The sequence below is a fragment of the Streptomyces sp. NPDC000151 genome (assembly GCF_040301705.1).
Lineage (GTDB): Bacteria > Actinomycetota > Actinomycetes > Streptomycetales > Streptomycetaceae > Streptomyces.
The window spans coordinates 31990-53878 of record NZ_JBEPFC010000032.1 but is presented as its reverse complement, the minus strand read 5'-3'; the positions used below and the strand labels follow the sequence as shown (position 1 = coordinate 53878).

The 21889-nt window shown below is 70.9% G+C and carries 18 protein-coding genes and 1 riboswitch; of the genes, 8 read left to right on the top strand and 10 right to left on the bottom strand.

The genetic code is table 11. The features are described from left to right. The 3 genes from ABT381_RS12750 to def all read left to right on the top strand — a co-directional run. Positions 1–1291 (top strand): HD-GYP domain-containing protein (locus ABT381_RS12750; protein WP_351591996.1); only part of this gene is annotated, 1291 nt, incomplete at its 5' end. Positions 1292–1576: 285 nt separating this feature from the next. Continuing rightward, the gene (locus ABT381_RS12745) at positions 1577–2563 is read left to right on the top strand and encodes a tetratricopeptide repeat protein (protein WP_031067431.1); all 987 of its coding nucleotides are present in this window, start codon (positions 1577–1579) and stop codon (positions 2561–2563) included. A gap of 102 nt (positions 2564–2665) precedes the next feature. Continuing rightward, the gene (gene def, locus ABT381_RS12740; protein ID WP_351591992.1) at positions 2666–3310 is read left to right on the top strand and encodes a peptide deformylase; all 645 of its coding nucleotides are present in this window, start codon (positions 2666–2668) and stop codon (positions 3308–3310) included. A gap of 93 nt (positions 3311–3403) precedes the next feature. Here the strand turns inward: def and ABT381_RS12735 are convergent, their stop codons facing one another. The 8 genes from ABT381_RS12735 to ABT381_RS12700 form a co-directional block, all read right to left on the bottom strand. After that, a complete protein-coding gene (locus tag ABT381_RS12735; RefSeq protein ID WP_351591989.1) occupies positions 3404–4456 on the bottom strand; it encodes a ribonucleotide-diphosphate reductase subunit beta in 1053 nt (350 codons plus the stop codon). After that, positions 4456–6885 (bottom strand): ribonucleoside-diphosphate reductase subunit alpha, encoded by a 2430-nt coding sequence (locus ABT381_RS12730; protein WP_351591986.1) that lies wholly within the window; start codon positions 6883–6885, stop codon positions 4456–4458. The genes ABT381_RS12735 and ABT381_RS12730 overlap by 1 nt, the downstream gene beginning before the upstream one ends. Positions 6886–7038: 153 nt before the next feature. After that, a riboswitch (cobalamin riboswitch) is annotated at positions 7039–7170 on the bottom strand. Positions 7171–7246: 76 nt separating this feature from the next. Then, the gene (locus ABT381_RS12725; RefSeq protein ID WP_351592019.1) at positions 7247–7762 is read right to left on the bottom strand and encodes a GNAT family N-acetyltransferase; all 516 of its coding nucleotides are present in this window, start codon (positions 7760–7762) and stop codon (positions 7247–7249) included. Positions 7763–7868: 106 nt separating this feature from the next. Beyond that, positions 7869–9485 carry a monocarboxylate uptake permease MctP gene (gene mctP, locus ABT381_RS12720; protein ID WP_467754575.1) on the bottom strand — a complete coding sequence of 539 codons (1617 nt, stop codon included), beginning with the start codon at positions 9483–9485 and terminating at the stop codon, positions 7869–7871. 95 nt (positions 9486–9580) lie between these two features. After that, positions 9581–9850, bottom strand: a complete 270-nt coding sequence (locus tag ABT381_RS12715) for a DUF3311 domain-containing protein (protein WP_351591983.1) — start codon at positions 9848–9850, stop codon at positions 9581–9583. Positions 9851–10063: 213 nt separating this feature from the next. Continuing rightward, complete coding sequence (locus ABT381_RS12710; RefSeq protein ID WP_467754576.1) at positions 10064–10312, bottom strand: YbdD/YjiX family protein; 249 nt, start codon at positions 10310–10312, stop codon at positions 10064–10066. A 47-nt stretch (positions 10313–10359) separates the two neighbouring features. Then, positions 10360–12501: a carbon starvation CstA family protein gene (locus ABT381_RS12705; protein WP_351591977.1), complete on the bottom strand. Its 2142-nt coding sequence runs from the start codon at positions 12499–12501 to the stop codon at positions 10360–10362. A 167-nt stretch (positions 12502–12668) separates the two neighbouring features. Beyond that, entirely contained in the window at positions 12669–13430 is a 762-nt protein-coding gene (locus ABT381_RS12700) for a GntR family transcriptional regulator (protein WP_351592014.1), read from the bottom strand. Positions 13431–13672: 242 nt separating this feature from the next. Between ABT381_RS12700 and ABT381_RS12695 the strand changes: the two genes are divergently transcribed. The 4 genes from ABT381_RS12695 (at position 13673) to ABT381_RS12680 (ending at position 18511) form a co-directional block, all read left to right on the top strand. Continuing rightward, positions 13673–14926, top strand: coding sequence for an extracellular solute-binding protein (locus ABT381_RS12695; protein WP_351591974.1), 1254 nt, complete (start codon positions 13673–13675; stop codon positions 14924–14926). 78 nt (positions 14927–15004) lie between these two features. Then, positions 15005–15991, top strand: coding sequence for a carbohydrate ABC transporter permease (locus ABT381_RS12690; protein ID WP_467754577.1), 987 nt, complete (start codon positions 15005–15007; stop codon positions 15989–15991). Beyond that, positions 15988–16818 (top strand): carbohydrate ABC transporter permease, encoded by an 831-nt coding sequence (locus ABT381_RS12685; protein ID WP_351591968.1) that lies wholly within the window; start codon positions 15988–15990, stop codon positions 16816–16818. Before ABT381_RS12690 ends, ABT381_RS12685 begins: the two co-directional genes overlap by 4 nt. Positions 16819–16972: 154 nt before the next feature. Beyond that, complete coding sequence (locus ABT381_RS12680; RefSeq protein ID WP_351591965.1) at positions 16973–18511, top strand: glycoside hydrolase family 3 protein; 1539 nt, start codon at positions 16973–16975, stop codon at positions 18509–18511. 68 nt (positions 18512–18579) lie between these two features. On the opposite strand, the gene nagB is transcribed toward ABT381_RS12680, so the two are convergent. Then, a complete protein-coding gene (gene nagB, locus ABT381_RS12675) occupies positions 18580–19362 on the bottom strand; it encodes a glucosamine-6-phosphate deaminase (RefSeq protein WP_351591962.1) in 783 nt (260 codons plus the stop codon). A 552-nt stretch (positions 19363–19914) separates the two neighbouring features. Between nagB and ABT381_RS12670 the strand changes: the two genes are divergently transcribed. Then, entirely contained in the window at positions 19915–21384 is a 1470-nt protein-coding gene (locus tag ABT381_RS12670; RefSeq protein WP_351592011.1) for a sensor histidine kinase, read from the top strand. A gap of 156 nt (positions 21385–21540) precedes the next feature. Here ABT381_RS12670 and ABT381_RS12665 read toward each other — a convergent pair whose 3' ends face one another. Continuing rightward, entirely contained in the window at positions 21541–21798 is a 258-nt protein-coding gene (locus ABT381_RS12665; protein WP_003983230.1) for a WhiB family transcriptional regulator, read from the bottom strand. Positions 21799–21889: the final 91 nt, after the last annotated feature.

The window sequence follows — 21889 nt, the reverse complement described above, 5'->3', positions numbered from 1 at the left end:
CCCGCCCGCCGTCCCGCACCGCACCGGCGCCCCCCGTGCCGTCGCCCTCGTCCACACCGCGGCCGGCGCCCTCGCCTGCCTCGCGCTGGGCCACACCCTCTGGCACGGCCTCGCCGACCCCGGTATCGCCCTCGCCTTCGGCGCCCTGATAGCGGTCGGTGAGCTGGCCCGCTGGGGCGCGGGGCCGCCCGCGCGCGGCGGCGCGGGCGCGCTGCCCGGCGACCGCGAGAGCGCCCCGCTCGGCGTCGCCGGAGCCCTGGCCTACGCCCTGCTCGGTGAGGTCGGCGGGCGGCCCACCTCGCACGGCGTCCTGCAGACCGTCGCCGTCGTCGTCGCGGCAGGGCTCATCGGCCTCGTCCCCCATGTGGCGCTCGGCCGGGGCCCGGCCCTGGACCACATCGCCCGCCGCGTCCTCACCGTCGGCTTCGCCGCGACCTGCTTCCAGCCCCTGTACACCACCGGCCGGCTGGCCGCCTGGATCGGCGACGGCACGTACTACACCTGCTACCTCCTCGGCATCCTCGTGCTCACCGCCCTGTGCGACGCCGTGCTCGCCGCGGCCCTGGCCAGGGCCCGTACCGGCTGGCCGTACGGCCCCCTGCTCCGCGACGAGCTGCGCGCCCTCCTCGGCATCGGCTCCGCGATCTGCGCGACGGGCCTGGTCATCGCCCTGGCCACCGCCGTCGCCGGCCTGTGGGCGCTGCCCGTCTTCTGCCTGCCGCTTCTCCTCACCCAGTTCTCCTTCCGCCGCTACGCCGCCGTCCGCGCCACGTACCGGCAGACCATCGCCTCCCTCGCCCGCGCCACCGAGATCGCCGGCTACACCCCGCAGGGCCACGCCCGCCGGGTCGCCGTCCTCAGCCGCGCCGTCGGCCGGGAACTGGGCCTCGGCGAGGCCGACTTGAGCGTCCTGGAGTACGCGGCGCTGATGCACGACATCGGGCAGCTGTCCCTGGTGGACCCGGTGACCGGCGGCGCCACCGCCGGCCTGCCGTCCGCCGAGCAGCGCAGGATCGCCCTGCTCGGCGGGGCCGTCGTCCGCCAGACCGGGGTGCCCGCCGAGGTGGCGGTGATCGTCGAGCGGCAGGCCGATCCCTTCCGGGAGCAGCCGCTGCCCGCCCGTATCGTGCGCACCGTGAACGCCTACGACGACCTCGCGGGCGGGGACGGCGGCCCCGGGGGCACGCTGCGTGCCCTGGAACGGCTCCGCCTGTCGACCGCACAGGACTTCGAACCCCGTGTGGTGGAGGCCCTCGCCCGAGTGCTCTCCCGGCCCCTCGGGCCCGCCTGACCGGCCCTTCCCGCCGTGCGCGCGGTGCCCACAGGGGTAGCCGTCACGTATCGGGGTACCGGTTCAAGGTCACAGAACCGATGGGTAATGAGCGGCCTCGGATATGGGCATGGTTGGATGCGAAGGAGGCCCCGGGGAGCGGGGCCGAGGGGGCTGCGCGAGGCAAGGAGCAGCAGGGGGCGCCGGTCATCGGGCTGAGCCCGGCGGCAAACTGTGGCAGGTTGTCGAGTGAGCCCTCGGCCGTCCACCGGACGGCACCAAGGAAGCAATCGGCAGGCGGGAATCGTGAAGATCTTCGGCAAGGTACGGCACCGGCCCTCCGCCTCGTGGCGGCAGGCGACCGACCGCGCTTTCACGCTGATCGGCGACGGCCGTTACGAGGACGCGGGCGCGCTGCTCACCCGCGCCGCCGACATGGAGCCGTGGCTGTCGGAGTCCTGGTTCAACCTCGCCCTGCTGCACAAGTTCCGGCACGACTGGGAGCAGGCGCGCACGGCCGGACTGCGCGCCGTCGCCCTCCTGGAGCGCGAGGCCGGAGCCCCCGACTGGTGGAACGTGGGCATCGCGGCCACCGCCCTGCAGGACTGGCCGCTGGCCCGGCGCGCCTGGCAGGCGTACGGCCTGCACGTCCCCGGCGAGGGCGCGCCCTCCGGAGAGCCGCGCGGCATGCAGCTGGGCAGCGCCGCGGTCCGCCTCTCGCCCGAGGGCGAGGCCGAGGTCGTCTGGGGCCGCCGGCTGGACCCCGCCCGCATCGAGGTGCTCTCCATCCCGCTGCCGTCCTCCGGGCGCCGCTGGGGCGAGGTGGTGCTGCACGACGGCGTACCGCACGGCGAGCGCACGACCACGGCCGGGCCCTCCTACCCCGTCTTCGACGAGATCGAGCTGTGGGCGCCCTCGCCGGTGCCCACCTGGGTCGTCCTCCTCGAGGCCGCCGGCGAGGCCGACCGGGACGCCCTCGAGCGGCTGGCCGCGGACGCCGGGTACGCCGCCGAGGACTGGTCCTCCTCCGTCCGCCTGCTGTGCCGCACGTGCTCCGAGAGCCGGATGCCCAGCGACGAGGGCGAGGGCGAGCACCTGGACCCGCACGACCACAGCGAGCCCGGCCATCCGGGCCCGCTCGGGCACCGCACGGCCGGCTCCGGCTCCCTGTGGGTGCCCGAGCGTGAGTGCGGCATCGCCGCGCCCGCCGGGCTGGTGCGCGGCCTGCTGGACGGCTGGGTGGCCGACAGCCCGGACACCCGCGAGTGGCGGGACCTCGAAGAGGTCTGCTGAGCCGCCACGAGCTGTGTCGGCGGGCGCACGGCGGGCCCCCGTACCCTGTACGGGCAGCTAAGAAGAATCTTTGCGGAACATCGCGGAAGGCGTGCGGCGGACATGGCGCAGCAAACTGGGTTTGATCAGGACGGCGATCAGCAGGTGGACACCGAGTTCATCGACGACGTGACCGACGCGGACGCGCGCGAGAAGGCGTACCGCGAGCGCGGCACCTCCCGCCCGATCACCGTGGTCGGCAATCCGGTGCTCCACAAGGAGTGCAAGGACGTCACCGCGTTCGACGACGAGCTCGCGCGGCTCGTCGACGACATGTTCGCCTCCCAGCGCACCGCCGAGGGCGTGGGCCTGGCCGCCAACCAGATCGGCGTCGACCTGAAGGTCTTCGTCTACGACTGCATGGACGACCAGGGCGTACGCCACGTCGGCGCGGTCTGCAACCCGGTCCTGGACGAGCTGCCGGCCGACCGCCGGGTGCTGGACGACTCCAACGAGGGCTGCCTGTCGGTCCCCGGCGCCTACGCCGAGCTCCCGCGGCCCGACTACGCGGTGGTGCGCGGCCAGGACATCGAGGGCAACGCCATCGCCGTCGAGGGCACCGGCTACTTCGCGCGCTGCCTGCAGCACGAGACGGACCACCTGTACGGATACCTCTACATCGACCGCCTCTCCAAGCGCGACCGCAAGGACGTCCTGAAGCAGATGGCAGAGGGCGAACCGCGCTACCCGGTCGTCGCCAACGACTGACGCCCCGCGTACATCCGGCGCCGCCCCCGAACGGAACACCCGTTCGGGGGCAGCGCGGTTTCCGGCAGCCGTGCCAGAAGTCCGGCAGCCGTTCTAGAACTCGTCGTCGAAGGAGACCGAGCCCTCGACCGCCACCTGGTACGCCGAGGCGCGGCGCTCGAAGAAGTTGGTCAGCTCCTGGACGTTCTGCAGCTCCATGAAGGAGAACGGGTTCTCCGAGCCGTACACCGGTGCGAAGCCGAGCCGCTGCAGCCGCTGGTCGGCCACGCACTGCAGGTACTCCCGCATCGACGCCGTGTTCATGCCCGGCAGGCCGTCGCCGCACAGGTCCTCGGCGAACTGCAGCTCGGCCTCCACGGCCTCCTTCAGCATGTCGGTGACCTGCTGCTCCAGCTCCGCGTCGAACAGCTCCGGCTCCTCCTCGCGGACGGTGTCCACGACGGAGAACGCGAAGTTCATGTGCATGGTCTCGTCGCGGAAGACCCAGTTCGTCCCCGTCGCCAGGCCGTGCAGCAGGCCCCGCGAGCGGAACCAGTACACGTAGGCGAACGCACCGTAGAAGAACAGCCCCTCGATGCAGGCCGCGAAGCAGATCAGGTTCAGCAGGAAGCGGCGGCGGTGGGCCTTGGTCTCCAGCCGGTCGATCTTCTCGACGGAGTCCATCCAGCGGAAGCAGAACTGCGCCTTCTCGCGGATGGACGGGATGCTCTCGACGGCGGCGAACGCGTCGGCGCGGTCGTCCGGGTCGGGCAGGTACGTGTCCAGCAGCGTCAGATAGAACTGGACGTGCACGGCCTCCTCGAAGAGCTGCCGGCTCAGGTAGAGCCGCGCCTCGGGGGAGTTGATGTGCTTGTAGAGAGTGAGGACCAGGTTGTTCGACACGATCGAGTCGCCGGTCGCGAAGAAGGCGACCAGCCGGCCGATCAGGTGCTGCTCGCCCGGCGACAGCTTGGCGAGGTCGGCCACGTCGGAGTGGAGGTCGACCTCCTCCACGGTCCAGGTGTTCTTGATCGCGTCGCGGTAGCGGTCGTAGAAGTCCGGGTACCGCATCGGACGCAGCGTCAGCTCGAAGCCCGGGTCGAGGAGGTTCTTGTGCGTCGCGCCGACGGTGTGGGTGGCGGCGGCGCTCTCGGGTGCGGTGGTCATTACTGGCATGCCTCGCAGGACTCGGGGTTCTCCAGGGAGCAGGCGATCGCCTCGGGGTCGGTCGCCTGCTGGGGTACGGGGGCGGCGGCGGCCGTGCCGCGCGCGGACTGCGCGATCCGGGTCGCCGGGCGGGACCGCAGGTAGTACGTGGTCTTGATGCCGCGCTTCCACGCGTAGGCGTACATCGAGCTGAGCTTGCCGATGGTGGGCGCCGCCATGAAGAGGTTCAGGGACTGGCTCTGGTCCAGGTAGGGAGTGCGGTCGGCGGCCATGTCGATCAGCGCGCGCTGCGGGACCTCCCAGGCCGTGCGGTACAGCGCGCGGACGTCCTCCGGCACCCATTCCAGGTCCTGGACCGAGCCGTTGGCCTCGCGCAGCGCGTCACGGGTCCGCGCGTCCCACAGGCCCAGCGCCTTGAGCTCCTCGATCAGGTACGCGTTGACCTGCAGGAACTCCCCGCTCAGCGTCTCGCGCTTGAAAAGGTTGGAGACCTGCGGCTCGATGCACTCGTACACGCCCGCGATGGAGGCGATGGTCGCGGTGGGGGCGATCGCCAGAAGGAGTGAGTTTCGCATGCCGGTCGCCGCGATACGGGTGCGCAGCGCGGCCCAGCGGTCGGCCCAGCGGGGCTCGGCATTGGGGTAGTGGTCGGGGTGCAGCACGCCGCGGGCGGTGCGGGTCGCCGCCCAGTTCGGGTGCGGGCCGTGCCGCTCGGCGAGGTCGGCGGACGCCTCGTACGCGGCGAGCATGATCCGCTCGGAGATACGGGTGGACAGCTCGCGCGCCTCGGGGGAGTCGAACGGCAAGCGCAGCCGGAAGAACACGTCCTGGAGGCCCATCAGGCCCAGTCCCACCGGTCGCCAGCGGGAGTTGGACGCGCCGGCCTGCTCGGTCGGGTAGAAGTTGATGTCCACGACGCGGTCGAGGAAGGTGACGGCCGTCCGGACCGTGGCGTCCAGCTTGGCCCAGTCCAGCTCGCCGTCCGCGCCCAGGTGCGCGGCGAGGTTGACGGAGCCGAGGTTGCAGACGGCCGTCTCGCCGTCGTCCGTGACCTCCAGGATCTCCGTGCACAGGTTCGAGGAGTGCACGACCCGGCCCGGCTCGGCGGTCTGGTTCGCGGTGCGGTTGGCGGCGTCCTTGAAGGTCATCCAGCCATTGCCGGTCTGCGCCAGGGTCCGCATCATGCGGGCGTACAGCGTCCGCGCGGGGACGGCCTTGATCGCTTTTCCGTCGGCCTCCGCCTGCCGGTACGCGGCGTCGAACTCCGCGCCCCACAGGTCCACCAGCTCCGGCGCGTCCGCCGGCGAGAACAGCGACCAGTCCTGGTCCGCCTCGACCCGGCGCATGAACTCGTCCGGGATCCAGTGCGCGATGTTCAGGTTGTGCGTACGCCGCGCCTCCTCACCGGTGTTGTCGCGCAGCTCCAGGAACTCCTCGATGTCCGCGTGCCAGGTCTCCAGATACACGCAGGCGGCGCCCTTGCGGCGGCCGCCCTGGTTCACCGCGGCGACACTCGCGTCGAGGGTCCGCAGGAACGGCACGATGCCGTTGGAGTGCCCGTTGGTGCCGCGGATCAGCGAACCGCGGGCGCGCACCCGGGAGTACGAGAGGCCGATGCCGCCCGCGTGCTTCGAGAGGCGCGCGACCTGGTGGTAGCGGTCGTAGATCGAGTCCAGCTCGTCCAGCGGCGAGTCCAGCAGATAGCAGGAGGACATCTGCGGGTGGCGGGTGCCGGAGTTGAAGAGCGTGGGGGAGGAGGGCAGGTAGGAGAGCGTGCTGGTCAGCGCGTACAGCGCGGCGACGTCCTGGACGGCGCGGTCCGAGTGGTCCTCGGCCAGGCCGCAGGCCACGCGCAGCAGGAAGTGCTGCGGGGTCTCGATGACCTTGCGGGTGATCGGGTGCCGGAGGAGGTAGCGGGAGTAGACCGTGCGCAGGCCGAAGTAGCCGAAGCGGTCGTCGGCGCCGTCCTGGAGGGCCGCCTCGACCAGCGCGTCCAGCGTGGCGGCGTGCGTCCGGACGAACTCCGCCGTGCCGTCGGCGATCAGACCCTCGCGGTGCCCCGTGGCGACCGAGGCGGCGAAGCCCGTCGCGCCCTGGCTCGCGGCCTCCTCGGCGACCGCGGCGGTCAGCAGCCGGGCGGCCAGCTTGGAGTACTGCGGCTCATCGCCGATCAGCCCGGCCGCGGCCTCCATCGCCAGCTCGCGCAGCTCCGCCGCGTCCGAGCCGGCGTGCCGGCCGCGCAGCGCGGCCGCGGCGACCTTGCCCGGGTCGGTGGCCGGCAGGTCGGCGGTGAGGTCGGTCAGGGTGCGCAGCAGGGCCGTACCGGGGCCGTCGTCGGGCCGCGCGGTCGTCGCCCGCGCCTCCTGTGCCGCCCGCTTCTCCTGTGCCGCCTGCGCCTCTTGTGCTGACTCCGCTGGCGCGATGGTCACCTTGTGCTCTCCTCACTCGGCTGGGGCCGGGGGAGGGCGGTCGGAGGCGTACGGGCAGCCGCGCCGGAGCCCTGCCGGGCACGCGGGCACACCACGCAGCGTCCACCGGCCCATCCCACGGAGCCCGGACGTCTCGACGCCCGCACCGGAACGGATACGGACGTACCGTCGGCAGGTCCTCGGACTCGGCGAGCGCGGCACAAATGCCCACTCAGCACACCGTTGCGGGACAGTTCCGGATTCGCACCGGATTCCCCTGCGGCGACAGCGAGCACGAGCATACATCTTGTGTCGCCCCGCGCGAGCGTTCCCATATCTTGTGTCGCGACGCTGCTGTCCGTGCAGCCGTACGCACGGATGGTCACCCCTGCGAAGGCGTCAGCTCCCGGGCGAACGTCAGCAGCGGGCCGGCGTCCGGTATCGGATGCCAGTCGCGGTCCGGGGTCCGCGTGAACCCCAGGCGACGGTAGATGCGGTGCGCGCTGAGCATCGAGCGCTGGGAGGACAGCACGAGACGTGCGCAGCCCTCGGTCTCCCGCGCACGTTCCAGACACGCGCGCACCAGCGCCTCGCCCGCGCCTCTGCCGCGTGCCTCCTTCGCGACCGCCAGCATCCGGAACTCCGCCTCGCCCGGCCGCGCGATGTCCGCCCACGGACCGCCCGCCGGCACGAACGTCACCCCGCCCAGCACCTCGCCGTCCGCCACGGCCACCAGCACCTCCGCCTCGGCGGCCCGCCGCGCCACGTCCCGCAGCAGGGGCAGATAGCCGTCGTCCTCCCCGAAGTCGAGCAGCCCGTCACCGAGATACGCCTGGGCCGTGATCTCGCCCAGCCACGCGTGCTCCTCCGTACGTATCCGCCTGACCACGATGTCCATGGGATCCATGCGCTCAGTGTGCACCGGGGGTACGACAACGGGCCGCCGGTTTCCACCGGCGGCCCGTCGGCCGTCATGAGCTCAGGCGGGACTCTGCGGTCACGACCTAGTGGGCGGCGCCCGCCGTGGCCGGCGGCAGGTCCACCTGGACGCCCTTGTCACCGGCGTCCGCCGTGTAGTCCTCGGGCGAGGTCTCGTCGATGCCGGCAGGGGCCTTCACGGCCCGCAGGACGACCGTCAGGACCACCGTCACCAGGACGTTGAGCACGAACGCGGTCAGGCCGATGTAGCCGATCTCGCCGATCCCGGGGATCTCCGCGTTCGAGCCGCCGAAGTGCTTCTGCGTGGGGCTCGCCACGCCGTACGCCGCGACCGTGCCGTACACCATGCCGACCGCCCAGCCGGCGAGCAGCGCCCAGCGGTGGAACCAGCGGGTGAACAGGCCGCCCACCAGCGCCGGCATGGTCTGCAGGATCCAGATGCCGCCCAGCAGCTGGAAGTTGATCGCCACCGTCTTGTCCATCGTCAGGACGAACGCCAGCGCGCCGACCTTCACCAGCAGCGACACCAGCTTGGCGACCTTGTGCTCCTGCGCGGGCGTGGCGCCCGGCTTGAGGAAGTCCTTGTAGATGTTGCGGGTGAAGAGGTTCGCCGCGGCGATCGACATGATCGCGGCGGGCACCAGCGCGCCGATGCCGATCGCGGCGAACGCCACGCCCGTGAACCAGTCGGGGAACATGTTCTCGAACAGCTGCGGGATCGCCAGCTGCCCGTTCTGCACCTTGATCCCGGCCGCGATCGCCATGAAGCCCAGCAGCGCGAGCAGGCCGAGCATCAGCGAGTACAGCGGCAGGATGGTGGTGTTGCGGCGGATCACGTTACGGCTGCGCGAGGAGAGCGTGGCCGTGATCGAGTGCGGGTACATGAACAGCGCCAGCGCCGAGCCGAGCGCCAGCGTCCCGTACGCCCACTGCGCGTTGGGGCCGCTCGCCAGCTCGCCGCGCGGCTTGCCGGTGGCCGGGTTCGTCTGCGCGAAGGCGTCGCCCGCCGTGTGGAAGATGTGCTCGAAGCCGCCCAGCTTGATCGGGATGTAGATGATCGCCACCGCGATGACGAGGTAGATCAGGCCGTCCTTGACGAACGCGATCAGCGCGGGCGCGCGCAGCCCGGAGGAGTAGGTGTACGCGGCCAGCACGCCGAAGGCGATCAGCAGCGGCAGGTCCTTGATGAACCAGTTCGTGCTCTCGCCGCCGCCGACGCCCATCACGTCCAGGACCGCCTGGATGCCCACGAGTTGCAGCGCGATGTACGGCATCGTGGCGAGGATGCCGGTGAGCGCGACGGCCAGCGACAGGGCCTTGGAGCCGAAGCGGCCGCGCACGAAGTCCGAGGTGGTGACGTACCCGTGCTTGTGCGACACCGACCACAGCCGCGGCAGGAACGTGAAGATCAACGGGTAGACGAGGATCGTGTACGGCACGGCGAAGAAGCCGGCCGCCCCCGCCGCGTAGATCGCCGCGGGCACGGCGACGAAGGTGTACGCGGTGTAGAGGTCGCCGCCCAGCAGGAACCACGTCACCCACGTACCGAAGCTGCGGCCGCCCAGGCCCCACTCGTCGAGGTTGTCGGACTGGTCGGCCCTGCGCCAGCGGGCGGCCAGGAAGCCCATGACCGTCACGGCGATGAAGAAGAAGATGAAGACGGCCAGCGCGATGCCGTTCACGCCGCCGGTCGCGTCCGCCGCGAGCGCGCTTCCGGCCGGGATGGTCGGGGTGGCCGGGGCGACCGAGGTGGCCAGGAAGTTCGTTGCCGTGGTCATCACTTCGACGCACCGTCCTTACGGGCGCGAAGCCCGCGCTGCTCACGCTGCACGAGCTTGTACGCGGTCATCGTCAGCGCCGTCGAGATCAGCACCCACAGCATCTGGTACCAGTAGAAGAACGGGATGCCGATCAGCGTCGGTTCGACCTTCGCGTACGAACTCACCCAGAGCATCGCCACGAACGGAGCGAGCAGGCAGAGGCCGGCCACCACGCGCGTGGGCGTGACGATCGGCCCGGAACGGGGTGTTTCGGCTGGCTCTGACATATCCGCTGCTCCATCCCTGGCGATCACATATGTAAGGCCAGGAAATCTAAGCGCCCAAAGCTCCCGCCGTCACCAGCTGTCCGCATATCGGTACGGAAACGGTTTGGGTGGCGGGGGCGGGAGGGGGCGGGGCGGCGTGGGGGCTGCGCTTCGGGGGGGCTCCCCCCCGCCCCCACCCCACCCCCACCGCCTCCTCCTCAGCCGCCCCCCCGCTCAGCAGCAGCGGAAGCCCGAGCGGGGGTCGGCCTCCTGCGCGTCCGTCCTGCGGCGCTCGAACTCGGCGCGGGTGGGCACCGGGGCGTCCGGGGCGTGCCGGCGGAGATGCTCGACGTACCGGTCGTACGCCGACTCGCCGGTCAACTCCCGTACGTACCACCGGACCCCGCGCCCCCACCGGGCCACCGTGGCCACCCACCGGACCCCGCGCCCCCACCCAGCCGCCGTGCCCGCCCACCGGGCCATCCCGGCCGCCCACCGGGGCGTTCCGTGTGCCGTCCGTGCCGGGCCGCTCACCTCCTCGCCTCCGCGTTCCCGGCCGCCGCCAGCTCCGCCTTCTCCTCCGGTGTGGCCATCAGGCCGGCCGGGGCGACGAGGCGCGAGGCGACGTACGGGGCTTCGTGCAGCGGGGTCGCGTCCGGCGTGCGGAGGTGGCGTATGCACATGCGGGCCGCGTCGGCGATCACCACCACGATCAGCAGGGCCAGTACCGCCGACAGCACCCCGTCCACCGTGGAGTTGGTGACGACCGTGTGCATGTCGTCCATCGTCTTCGCGGGCGGCAGCACCTTCCCGGCGTCGATCGCGTCCTGATAGACCCCGCGCTGCGTGAAGAACCCCACCTTCGGGTCGCCGGAGAACACCTTCTGCCAGCTCGCGGTCAGCGTGACCACCGCGTCCCAGGCCAGCGGTATGCCCGTGATCCAGGCCCACTTGACCCGGCCGGACTTCACCAGCAGCGTCGTGCACACGGCCAGCGCCACCGCCGCCAGCAGCTGGTTGGAGATGCCGAAGATCGGGAAGAGCTGGTTGATGCCGCCCAGCGGCTCGTGGACGCCCACCCACAGGAAGTACCCCCACAGGCCGACCACGGCCGCACTGCAGAGCAACAGGCCGGGCTTCCAGCTGATGTTCCGGAACGGCCTGTACGCGTTGCCCAGCATGTCCTGGAGCATGAAGCGGCCCACCCGCGTGCCCGCGTCCAGCGCCGTGAGGATGAACAGCGCCTCGAACATGATCGCGAAGTGGTACCAGAACGCCTTCATCCCGGCGCCGCCGACCACCTGCGAGAAGATCTCCGACACCCCGATGGCCAGTGTCGGCGCGCCGCCCGTGCGGGACAGCAGCGTCTGTTCCTCCACGGCCTTGGCCGCGGCGGCCAGTTGGTCGGGCGAGATCGAGTAACCGAGGTGCGCGACCGCTTGGGACGCGGACTGGACGGAGTCGCCGATGACGCCGGCCGGTGCGTTCATCGCGAAGTACAGCCCCGGGTCGATGATGGAGGCGGCCACCAGCGCCATCACCGCGACGAACGACTCCATGAGCATCGAGCCGTACCCGATCATCCGGATCTGGGTCTCCTTCTGCACCATCTTCGGCGTGGTGCCCGAGGAGATCAGCGCGTGGAAGCCCGACAGCGCGCCGCAGGCGATCGTGATGAACGCGAAGGGGAAGAGGGAGCCGGCGAAGACCGGGCCGTCGCCGCGGCTCGCGAAGTCCGTCACCGCGTCCATCTTCAGCGTCGGGAGCGCGATCACCACGCCCACCGCCAGCAGCCCGATCGTGCCGATCTTCATGAAGGTGGAGAGGTAGTCGCGCGGTGCGAGCAGGGTCCAGACGGGGAGCGCCGAGGCGATGAAGCCGTATGCCACCAGCCAGATGACCAGGGTCTTCGGCTGGAGCGTGAAGGCGTCGGCCCAGGAGGACTCCGCGACCCAGCGGCCGCCGACGAGGGCGAGGAGCAGCAGCGCGATGCCGATGAGGGAGACCTCGGTGATCCGGCCGGGCCGGAGGAAGCGCAGGTAGCCGCCCATGATGAGGGCGATGGGGATCGTCATGCCGATGGAGAACGTGCCCCAGGGGGACGCGGCCAGCGCGTTGACGATCACCAGGGCCAGTACGCCCAGCAGGATGATCATGATGGCGAAGGCGGCGAGCAGCGCGGCGGCCCCGCCGAACGGGCCGATCTCCTCGCGCGCCATCTGGCCCAGCGACTTCCCGTCCCGCCGGGTGGAGAAGAAGAGGACCACCATGTCCTGCACGGCGCCCGCGAACACCACCCCGGCGATGATCCAGATCGTGCCCGGGAGGTAGCCCATCTGCGCCGCGAGCACCGGGCCGACCAGGGGGCCCGCGCCCGCGATGGCCGCGAAGTGGTGGCCGAGCAGGACGCGGCGGTCGGTGGGGTGGAAGTCGATGCCGTTGTTCAGCCGCTCGGCGGGGGTGGCGCGGGTCTTGTCCACCCGCAGCACGCGCGTCGCGATGAAGCGCGAGTAGAAGCGGTAGGCGATGGCGTACGTGCCGAGGGCTGCGGCCACCATCCAGGCCGCCGACACCTGCTCGCCGCGGCCCAGTGCGAGCAGGGTCCAGCCGGTGGCGCCGATCAGCGCAACGGCTGTCCAGATGGCGATCGTTCGCGGTGATGTGGTGCGCACTGGCCGTCCTCCCGTCCGACGGTGACGGAAGGACCGTAGAGCAGGAATTGTGACGTGCGCTACACCCTGTGGATAACCCGGGTGACGGGGATGTGTGCTTCCGCTTCTCCCGCCCCGTACGACGGCTTTCGCCCGCCGCCCGTACGGCCGCGCCCGGCTCCGTGCCGCTAGTCGTTCGGCCGCTGCAGGCGCGCCACGAACTTGTACCGGTCGCCGCGGTACACCGAGCGCACCCACTCCACCGGTTCGCCCTGGGGGTCCAGGGAGTGCCGGGAGAGCATCAGCATCGGCAGGCCCACGTCCGTGCCCAGCAGCGTGGCCTCGCGCGGGGTGGCGAGGGACGTCTCGATGGTCTCCTCGGCCTCCGCCGGGCGGACGTCGTAGACCTCGGCGAGCGCGGTGTAGAGCGAGGTGTACTTGACCAGATTGCGGCGCAGGGCGGGGAAGCGCTTGGCCGACAGGTGCGTGGTCTCGATGGCCATCGGCTCGCCGCTGGCCAGCCGCAGCCGTTCGATGCGCAGCACCCGGCCGCCCGCCGCGATGTCCAGCAGCCCGGCCAGCCGGTCGTCGGCCGTGACGTATCCGATGTCCAGCAGCTGCGAGGTGGGTTCCAGGCCCTGGGCGCGCATGTCCTCGGTGTAGGAGGTCAGTTGCAGCGCCTGGGAGACCTTGGGCTTGGCGACGAAGGTGCCCTTGCCCTGGATGCGTTCCAGCCGTCCCTCGACGACCAGTTCCTGCAGGGCCTGCCGCACGGTCGTCCGTGAGGTGTCGAACTCCGAGGCCAGCGTGCGCTCGGGCGGTACGGGGGTGCCCGGCGGCAGCGTCTCGGTGATCTCCAGCAAATGCCGCTTGAGCCGGTAGTACTTGGGCACCCGCGCGGTGCGTGCGGTTCCGCTGCCGGACTCCGCGCCGGCCCCGTCGGTCTCCATGACCCGCCCTTCCGACTCCACTCGTGCTGTCGTCACCGGCTCCTCCATGCGTAGCGGCTCACATCGTGGCACGGGTGGGGTGCCGATGCTCCCTCGCAGGTCCGCGCCTGCCGGATGTCGGTCCGGTAACGGAGCCGACTGCGACTCTTATACACCTCTTGACACCCCTAAAGGTCTAGGCCAAGCTGCGGGCACTGGTCTAAACCATTAAAGACCACACCCAGCCATTAGGGGAGTGTGCTGTGAAGCGTGGGCTGATCGCGGCGACGGCAGTCGCGGGAATGCTGGTAAGTGTCGCGGCCTGCGGGTCCGGCACGTCGGCGGGGGCGGACGACAAGAGCCTCACCATATGGGTCATGGACGGCTCCACCCCGCCGGGCTGGACGAAGGACGTCACGGCCGCCTTCGAGAAGAAGACCGGCGCGAAGCTGAACATCGAGATCCAGAAGTGGAACGGTATTCAGCAGAAGATCACCACCGCGCTCTCCGAGGAGAACCCGCCGGACGTCATCGAGGTCGGCAACACCCAGACCTCCGCCTACGCCAAGACCTCCGGCCTGGCCGAACTGGACGACCTGAAGAAGGGGATCGGCGCCGACTGGACGCCGGCCCTGAACAAGTCGGCCGTCTACCAGGGCAAGCAGTACGCCGCCCCCTGGTTCGCCGCCAACCGCGTCGTCGTCTACAACAAGAAGATCTGGGCCGAGGCCGGCATCGAGGACACGCCGAAGACCCGCACCGAGTTCTTCAAGGACCTGGACCTGATCCGGAAGAAGACCGACGCCGAGCCGCTCTACATGCCCGGCCAGAACTGGTACTTCTTCGACGGCCTGACCATCGGCACCAAGGCCGACCTGGTCAAGAAGCAGGGCGGCAAGTGGGTCTCCAACCTCGCCGACCCCAAGGTCGCCAAGGCCATGGACATCTACAAGCAGTACCAGTCCTTCAGCAAGGCCCCGAAGGACAAGGACGAGGCCACCCCGCAGCAGGGCGAGGTCTTCGCCAAGGGGAAGACCGGCGCGTTCATCGGCATGGGCTGGGAGTCCGGGATCGCCATCAAGGCCAACCCGAAGATCGAGAAGGACATCGGCTACTTCACCATCCCCGGTGAGACCGCCGGCACGCCGGAAGGCGTCTTCCTCGGGGGCTCCAACCTCGCCGTCGCCGCCGGCAGCCAGAAGCAGGACCTGGCCAAGAAGTTCCTGAAGGTCGCGCTCTCCGACAAGTACGAGGGACAGCTCGCCCGGGAAGGCGGCGTCATCCCCAACAAGGAGTCGCTGCAGAGCGCCCTGAAGGGCAACCCCGCGGCCGAGGCGGCGGCGCCCGCCGTCGCCGGCGGCGGCACCACCCCGCTCATCCCGGAATGGGGCGCCGTGGAGAACCCGCCCAACCCGATCAGGACGTACATGACCGCCGTCCTGAACGGAAAGGACGCCGCGGACGCCGCCCAGCAGGTCGAGGGCGAATTCAACAAGCGGCTCAGCCAGCAGCAGTAGGCACCGGCTCCTGCCGGGGGACCGCTCCGTCCCCCGGCAGGAGCGTCGCCGGGGAGGGCGCGAGAAGAGATGGCAGCCATGTCAGTGCAGAGCAGACGGGCCGGGAAAACGCCCGGCACCGCCGGGAACGGGGGGACCGGCGGCCCGCCCCGGCCACCGCTGCGGCCACGCGCGCGGACGGCCGGCCGCGCGCCGTACCTCCTGCTGCTGCCCGCGCTCGCCGTCACCGCGGTCTTCCTCGGCTACCCCCTGATCACCAACGGCGCGCTGTCGTTCCAGAACCTCAACATGGGGCAGCTCATCCGGCACGCCACCGAATGGAACGGCACCGACAACTACCGGCAGATCCTCGGCAACGCGGAATTCTGGCGGGTCTCCCTCCGCTCTCTCCTCTTCACCGCTGCCAACGTCGCCCTCACGATGGGCATCGGCACCCTCATCGGCCTGCTCCTGGCCCGGCTCGGCCCCCGTATGCGGCTCACCCTCATGTTCGGGCTCGTCCTGGCCTGGGCCATGCCCGTCATCGCCGCCACCACCGTCTACCAGTGGCTCTTCGCCCAGCGCTTCGGCGTCGTCAACTGGGTACTGGACCGGCTCGGGTGGCACGACATGGCGGACTTCAACTGGACCGGCAGCCAGTTCTCCACCTTCTTCGTCATCACCGTCCTGGTCGTCTGGCAGTCCGTGCCCTTCGTCGCCGTCAACCTCTACGCCGCGACGACCACCATCCCCACGGAGCTCTACGAAGCGGCCGCCCTCGACGGCGCCGGCGTGTGGAAGAGCTTCACCTCGGTCACCCTGCCCTTCATCAGGCCGTTCCTCTACGCGACGACCTTCCTCGAAGTCATCTGGGTGTTCAAAGCCTTCACCCAGGTGTTCGCCATCAACGAGGGCGGCCCGGACCGGCTCACCGAGATCCTCCCCGTCTACGCCTTCATCGAGGGCATGGGCAACCAGCACTACGGCATGGGCGCGGCCATCTCGCTGCTGACCATCCTCATCCTGCTCGTACTGACCTCGTACTACCTCCGGATCGTGCTCCGGCAAGAGAAGGACGAGCGATGAAACGCACTCTCTTCGGCCGCGTCTGGCCCAACGCCACGGCCCTGGTCCTGACCGCCGGCTTCCTCTTCCCCGTCTACTGGATGTTCAGTACGGCGCTGAAGCCGACCGGCGACATCATCAGCGAGGACCCCGTGTGGTTCCCGCTCACCCCGACCCTCGAACACTTCCGCACCGCCGTCGGCGCCCCGCACTTCTGGCGATACGTCGGCAACTCCGTCACCGTCACGGTCCTCGCCGTGGGCATGTCGCTCGTGATCGCCATGCTCGCGTCCTTCGCGATCGCACGGATGCGCTTCAAGGGCCGCCGCGGCGTGATCGTCACCTTCATGATCGCCCAGATGGCGCCCTGGGAAGTGATGGTCATCGCGATCTACATGATCGTCCGGGACGGCTCCATGCTGAACAGCCTGCTGCCCCTCACGTTCTTCTACATGGTCATGGTGCTGCCCTTTACGATCCTCACCCTCCGCGGCTACATCGCGGCCGTCCCCAAGGAGCTGGAGGAATCCGCCATGGTCGACGGCTGCTCCCGCCCCCAGGCGTTCGTCAGGATCATCCTCCCGCTGCTCGCCCCCGGGCTGATGGCCACCTCGCTCTTCGGCTTCATCACCGCCTGGAACGAATTCCCCCTCGTCCTCATCCTCAACAAGCAGACCGAGGCCCAGACCCTGCCCCTGTGGCTCTCCGGCTTCCAGACCAACTTCGGCGACGACTGGGGCGCCACCATGGCCGCCGCCTCCCTCTTCGCCCTCCCCATCCTGATCCTCTTCCTCTTCCTGCAGCGCAAAGCGGTCGGCGGCCTCACCTCGGGCGCGGTGAAGGGATGACGCGGACGCCCGCCTGCCTCCGCGCCGGCGCCGCCGGTCTGCGGTCTGATGAAGGCCGCTCCCGGTCCCGTACCGCTCGGTGCGGCCCGCCCCGGTCCCGTACCGCCGTCCGCCCGCCCGCTCGTTCACGCGCCGTGAAGGGACACGCAGCTCCATGACGACGCTCGTACGCTCCGCCGACACCCTCACCCGCGACGCGCTGGCCGTACTCCAGCCGGGATTCACCGGGACCGAAGCGCCGGACTGGCTGCTGCGCCGGCTCGGCGAGGGCCTCACCTCCGTCGGCCTGTTCGGACGCAACGTCCACACCCCCGAACAGCTCGCCGCCCTCAACGCCCGCCTCCGCGCCGAGACCGACGGCCTCCTGATCGCCATCGACGAGGAAGGCGGCGACGTCACCCGCCTCGAAGTACGCGGCGGCTCCTCCTTCCCCGGCAACCTCGCCCTCGGCGCCGTCGACGACACCGGCCTCACCCGCGCCGTCGCCCGCGAGCTGGGCCGCCGCCTCGCCGACTGCGGCATCAACCTCAACTGGGCCCCCAGCGCCGACGTCAACTCCAACCCCGGCAACCCCGTCATCGGCGTACGCTCCTTCGGCTCCGACCCGCACCTGGTCGCCCGGCACACCGCCGCCTACGTCCAGGGCATGCAGTCCGCCGGCGTCGCCGCCTGCACCAAGCACTTCCCCGGCCACGGCGACACCGCCGTCGACTCCCACCACGACCTGCCGCGCATCGACGCAGGGCGCGACACCCTGCACGCCCGCGAACTCGTGCCCTTCAAGGCGGCCGTCGCGGCCGGCACCAAGGCCGTCATGAGCGCGCACATCCTCGTGCCCGCCCTCGACGGCGACCTGCCCGCCACGCTCAGCCCGGCCGCCCTGCACGGACTGCTGCGCGCGCCCGTCGCGGCGGGCGGCCTCGGCTTCGACGGCCTGATCGTCACCGACGCCGTGGAGATGCGGGCCATCGCCGCCACGTACGGCATCGAACGCGGCAGCGTGCTCGCCGTCGCCGCCGGTGCCGACGCCATCTGCGTCGGCGGCGGACTGGCCGACGAGGCGACCGTCCTCCGCCTCCGCGACGCGCTGGTGAGCGCCGTGCGCTCCGGCGCGCTCACCGAGGAGCGCCTGGCCGAGGCGGCAGGCCGGGTCCGCGCCCTGGCCCGCTGGACGCGCGACGCCGGGCGGTCCTCGGCACGCGCACACGGGGGAGCGGAAGACCCGGACGTGGGGCTCCGGGCGGCCCGGCGGGCCCTACGGGTGACGGCGGCCGAAGGCGCGTACGAGCCGTTGCGTACGCCCGCGTATGTCGCGGCCTTCACGCCCGTCGCCAACATCGCGGTCGGCGACGAGACGCCCTGGGGCGTCGCGGCCGAGCTGGAGCGGCTGCTGCCCTCCACCGCGACCGGCAGTTACGGCCCCGCCGACGCCGAGGAGGCCGGTACCTCCGCACTGATCGCGAAGGTGCTGCGGGCCGCGGCGGATCGCAAGATCGTCGCAGTAGTACGCGACGTTCACCGGCACCCCTGGATGGCCGACGCCCTCGCCGCTCTCATCGCCGCCCGGCCCAACACCGTCGTGGTCGAGATGGGAGTACCGCAGGCGCCGCCCACCGGAGCGCTGCACATCGCGACGCACGGGGCCGCCCGCGTCTGCGGCCTCGCGGCCGCGGAGGTGATCACGGGCGGCTGAGGCCGCGGCAAACGCACAGGTGCCGAGCCCCGCGGGGCTCGGCACCTGTGCGTTCCGTACGAGCAGCCCTACAGCCCCTGCCACTCCGGCTTGGCCGCGTACGTCGCGCGGAAGTAGTCCGCGAGCTTGAGCTTGGAGGCCGCCGCTTCGTCGACGACCACCGTCGCGTGCGGGTGCAACTGCAGCGCGGAGGCCGGTACCAGCGCGGCCACCGGACCCTCCACGGTCTGGGCCACCGCGTCCGCCTTGCCCTCGCCCGTGGCCAGCAGCACCAGGTGACGGGCCTCCAGAATGGTCCCGATGCCCTGGGTGATGACGTGGTGCGGCACCTCGTCGAGGCTGTCGAAGAACCGGGCGTTGTCCTCCCGGGTCCGCTGCGTCAGCGTCTTGATACGCGTACGGGAGGCGAGCGAGGAGCACGGCTCGTTGAAGCCGATGTGCCCGTCGGTGCCGATACCCAGCAGCTGGAGGTCCACGCCGCCGGCCTCGGCCAGGGCGCGGTCGTAGGCGTCACAGGCCGCCTGGAGGTCCTCGGCGGCGCCGTCCGGGCCCATGAAGGAGTCCGCGTCCAGGCCGAGCGGCGCGACGACCTCACGCAGCACCACGGAACGGTAGGACTCGGGGTGGCCCGCGGGCAGTCCCACGTACTCGTCGAGCTGGCAGATACGGGCCCGTGAGGCGTCCACGGCCCCCGCCGCGACCTTGTGCGCGAGCGCTTCGTAGATGGGGAGCGGGGTCGAGCCGGTGGCCACGCCGAGCAGCGCGTCGGGCTTGTGCCTCAGCAGGGCGGCCATGGCCTCGGCGATCAGCTCGCCGCCTTCCTTGGCATCCGGGACGATGACAACTTCCACGCTGGGCCTGCCGTTCTGGAGAGGGGGCAAGTGGTATAGACCACTCTAGCAGCGGCGTCGCGGCCCCGTGGCGCCCTTGGCGCACAGCCGCACACGCCACCGCGATTCCATGCTCCGCGCTCCCCGCCCGACGGGCTACCGCAGACCTCGGAACCCCGCTTCACCTGCACAAACGCCGACGGCCCCCGCTCCTCGGGGGAGCGGGGGCCGTCCGTATGAGCCTCTGTACGCGCGCCTGTATACGCGCCCGGAAACACCCGCGGGCCGCGGCGCCGGGACAGGACCCTCAACCTGTCCGGCACCGCAGCCCGGAGCTGACATCGGCCGGTGTGCGCCGTGAGGTGTGCGGTTCCTCGCGGCGCCCGGTCCGGCCGATCGGAGGCCGCGGCGCAGTCAGGGCAGAGAGCGCCTCGGTCCTCTATCCGTCCTCCTGTGCGGGGAGGGCGGAAGCCTTTTACCGATTCATTGTGGACTAGACCATGCTCATCAGTCCATGCCTGTGCACGGTCAACGGATACACCGTACGCCGGTAGGCTCGCATGCGTGCCCTCCATGAACGATCTCGTCCGCCAGCACACCGCTCTGAGCGACTCCGACCTCGAGTGGCTCCACCTGCTGGTCTCCGAATGGCAGCTGCTCTCCGACCTGTCCTTCGCCGACCTCGTCCTGTGGGTGCCCACCCTGGACGGCACCCGGTACGTGTCCGTCGCGCAGATGCGCCCGAACACCGGGCCGACGTCCTACCAGGACGACATGGTCGGCCACCTGGTGCCGCGCGGCCGCCGCCCCATGCTGGACACCGCGCTGGACGAGGGCCGCATCGTGCGCGAGGGCGACCCCGAGTGGCGCGAGGAAGTGCCCGTACGGGTGGAGTCCATCCCCGTACGCCGTGAGGGCCGGGTGCTGGGCGTGATCGCCCGGAACACCAACCTGCTCACCGTACGGACGCCCAGCCGGCTGGAGCTCACCTACCTGCAGAGCGCGTCCGACCTGGCGCAGATGATCGCTGCGGGATCGTTTCCGTTCCCCGGTCAGCAGGTCGACATGGACGCCTCGCCGCGGGCCGGTGACGGGCTCATCCGGCTCGACGCGGACGGCGTCGTCCAGTACGCCAGTCCGAACGCGCTCTCCGCGTACCACCGTCTGGGGCTGGCGGCCGACCTCGTGGGCCACCACCTCGGCCGGGCCACGGCCGAACTGGCGCCGGCGCGCGGTCCCGTGGACGAGGCCCTGGTGAAACTGGCCAGCGGCTGGGCGCCGCGCGAATTCGAGGTGGAGGGCGAGGAAGGCGTCATTCAACTGCGCGCCATCCCGCTCAAACCGAAGGGCACCCACATCGGTTCACTCGTACTGCTGCGCGACGTCACCGAATTGCGACGCCGAGAGCGCGAATTGATTACGAAGGACGCGACCATCCGGGAAATCCACCACCGGGTGAAGAACAACTTGCAGACAGTTGCCGCCCTCTTGCGGCTGCAGGCCCGCCGGATGGATTCGCCCCAGGGGCGCGAGGCGCTGAACGAGGCGGTCCGCAGGGTGGGTTCCATCGCGATCGTGCACGAGACGCTCTCCCAGAACCTGGACGAGCGCGTGGAGTTCGACGAGATCGCCGACAGAGTGCTGGCCATGGTGGCGGAGATCTCGCCCGGAAAGGTGGCCGGGCGGCGCAGCGGCCGCTTCGGAATCCTGGACGCCGAGGTCGCGACCCCGCTGTCCATGGTGCTCACCGAGGTCCTCCAGAACGCGCTGGAGCACGCCTTCGCACCGGGGGAGCAGGGCACGGTCGACGTGGGCGCGGTGCGCGGCGGCAGCAGTACGGAGCCACGCCTGCGGGTCACCGTCCAGGACGACGGCCGCGGGCTGCCCGAAGGGTTCGACCCGCAGCGCGCGGGCAACCTCGGGCTGCAGATCGTCCGGACGCTGGTCGAGGGCGAGATGAGCGGCACGTTCGACATGCTGCCGGCCCCCGGGCGCGGCACCCAGGTGGTGCTGGACATCCCGGTGCGGGCGGAGAAGCACTGAGAGGCTGCGGCCGACGACCCGGACCGCGGCGTCCGGGAAGCGGCCGCGGACAGCAGTAAGCCCCGGACCGAGGTACGGTCCGGGGCTCAAAGCTCACGTTGCTTAGCGCATCGGGGGTACTGCGCGCTGCGGCTCGGATGCCACGGGGCGGCTGGTTCAGGCGCTGGCGTTGCGCGCCCGGTTACGAGCTGCACGGCGCTTCATTGCGCGGCGCTCGTCCTCGCTCAGACCACCCCAGACGCCGGAGTCCTGGCCGGACTCGAGCGCCCACTGCAGGCACTGCTCCATGACGGGGCAGCGGCGGCAGACGGCCTTGGCTTCCTCGATCTGCAGCAGCGCAGGACCGGTGTTGCCGATGGGGAAGAAGAGCTCGGGGTCTTCCTCGCGGCAAACGGCGCGGTGACGCCAGTCCATGGCTGCTCCATCTCCTCGTATTACGGGAACGTTGCTTGTGAATGTGAACGCTTTCACGAATCCCTCCGCAAGGGAAGGGCCGAACGCCCGC

Bases quoted from the DNA above. Each gene is read 5' to 3' on its own strand.
- def (WP_351591992.1), top strand. From the start codon at position 2,666: ATGGCGCAGCAAACTGGGTTTGATCAGGACGGCGATCAGCAGGTGGAC.
- ABT381_RS12735 (WP_351591989.1), bottom strand. From the start codon at position 4,456: ATGACCACCGCACCCGAGAGCGCCGCCGCCACCCACACCGTCGGCGCG.
- ABT381_RS12725 (WP_351592019.1), bottom strand. From the start codon at position 7,762: ATGGACATCGTGGTCAGGCGGATACGTACGGAGGAGCACGCGTGGCTG.
- ABT381_RS12715 (WP_351591983.1), bottom strand. From the start codon at position 9,850: ATGTCAGAGCCAGCCGAAACACCCCGTTCCGGGCCGATCGTCACGCCC.
- ABT381_RS12710 (WP_467754576.1), bottom strand. From the start codon at position 10,312: ATGGCCCGGTGGGCGGGCACGGCGGCTGGGTGGGGGCGCGGGGTCCGG.
- ABT381_RS12700 (WP_351592014.1), bottom strand. From the start codon at position 13,430: ATGGAGACCGACGGGGCCGGCGCGGAGTCCGGCAGCGGAACCGCACGC.
- ABT381_RS12690 (WP_467754577.1), top strand. From the start codon at position 15,005: ATGTCAGTGCAGAGCAGACGGGCCGGGAAAACGCCCGGCACCGCCGGG.
- ABT381_RS12685 (WP_351591968.1), top strand. From the start codon at position 15,988: ATGAAACGCACTCTCTTCGGCCGCGTCTGGCCCAACGCCACGGCCCTG.
- ABT381_RS12680 (WP_351591965.1), top strand. From the start codon at position 16,973: ATGACGACGCTCGTACGCTCCGCCGACACCCTCACCCGCGACGCGCTG.
- ABT381_RS12670 (WP_351592011.1), top strand. From the start codon at position 19,915: ATGAACGATCTCGTCCGCCAGCACACCGCTCTGAGCGACTCCGACCTC.
- ABT381_RS12665 (WP_003983230.1), bottom strand. From the start codon at position 21,798: ATGGACTGGCGTCACCGCGCCGTTTGCCGCGAGGAAGACCCCGAGCTC.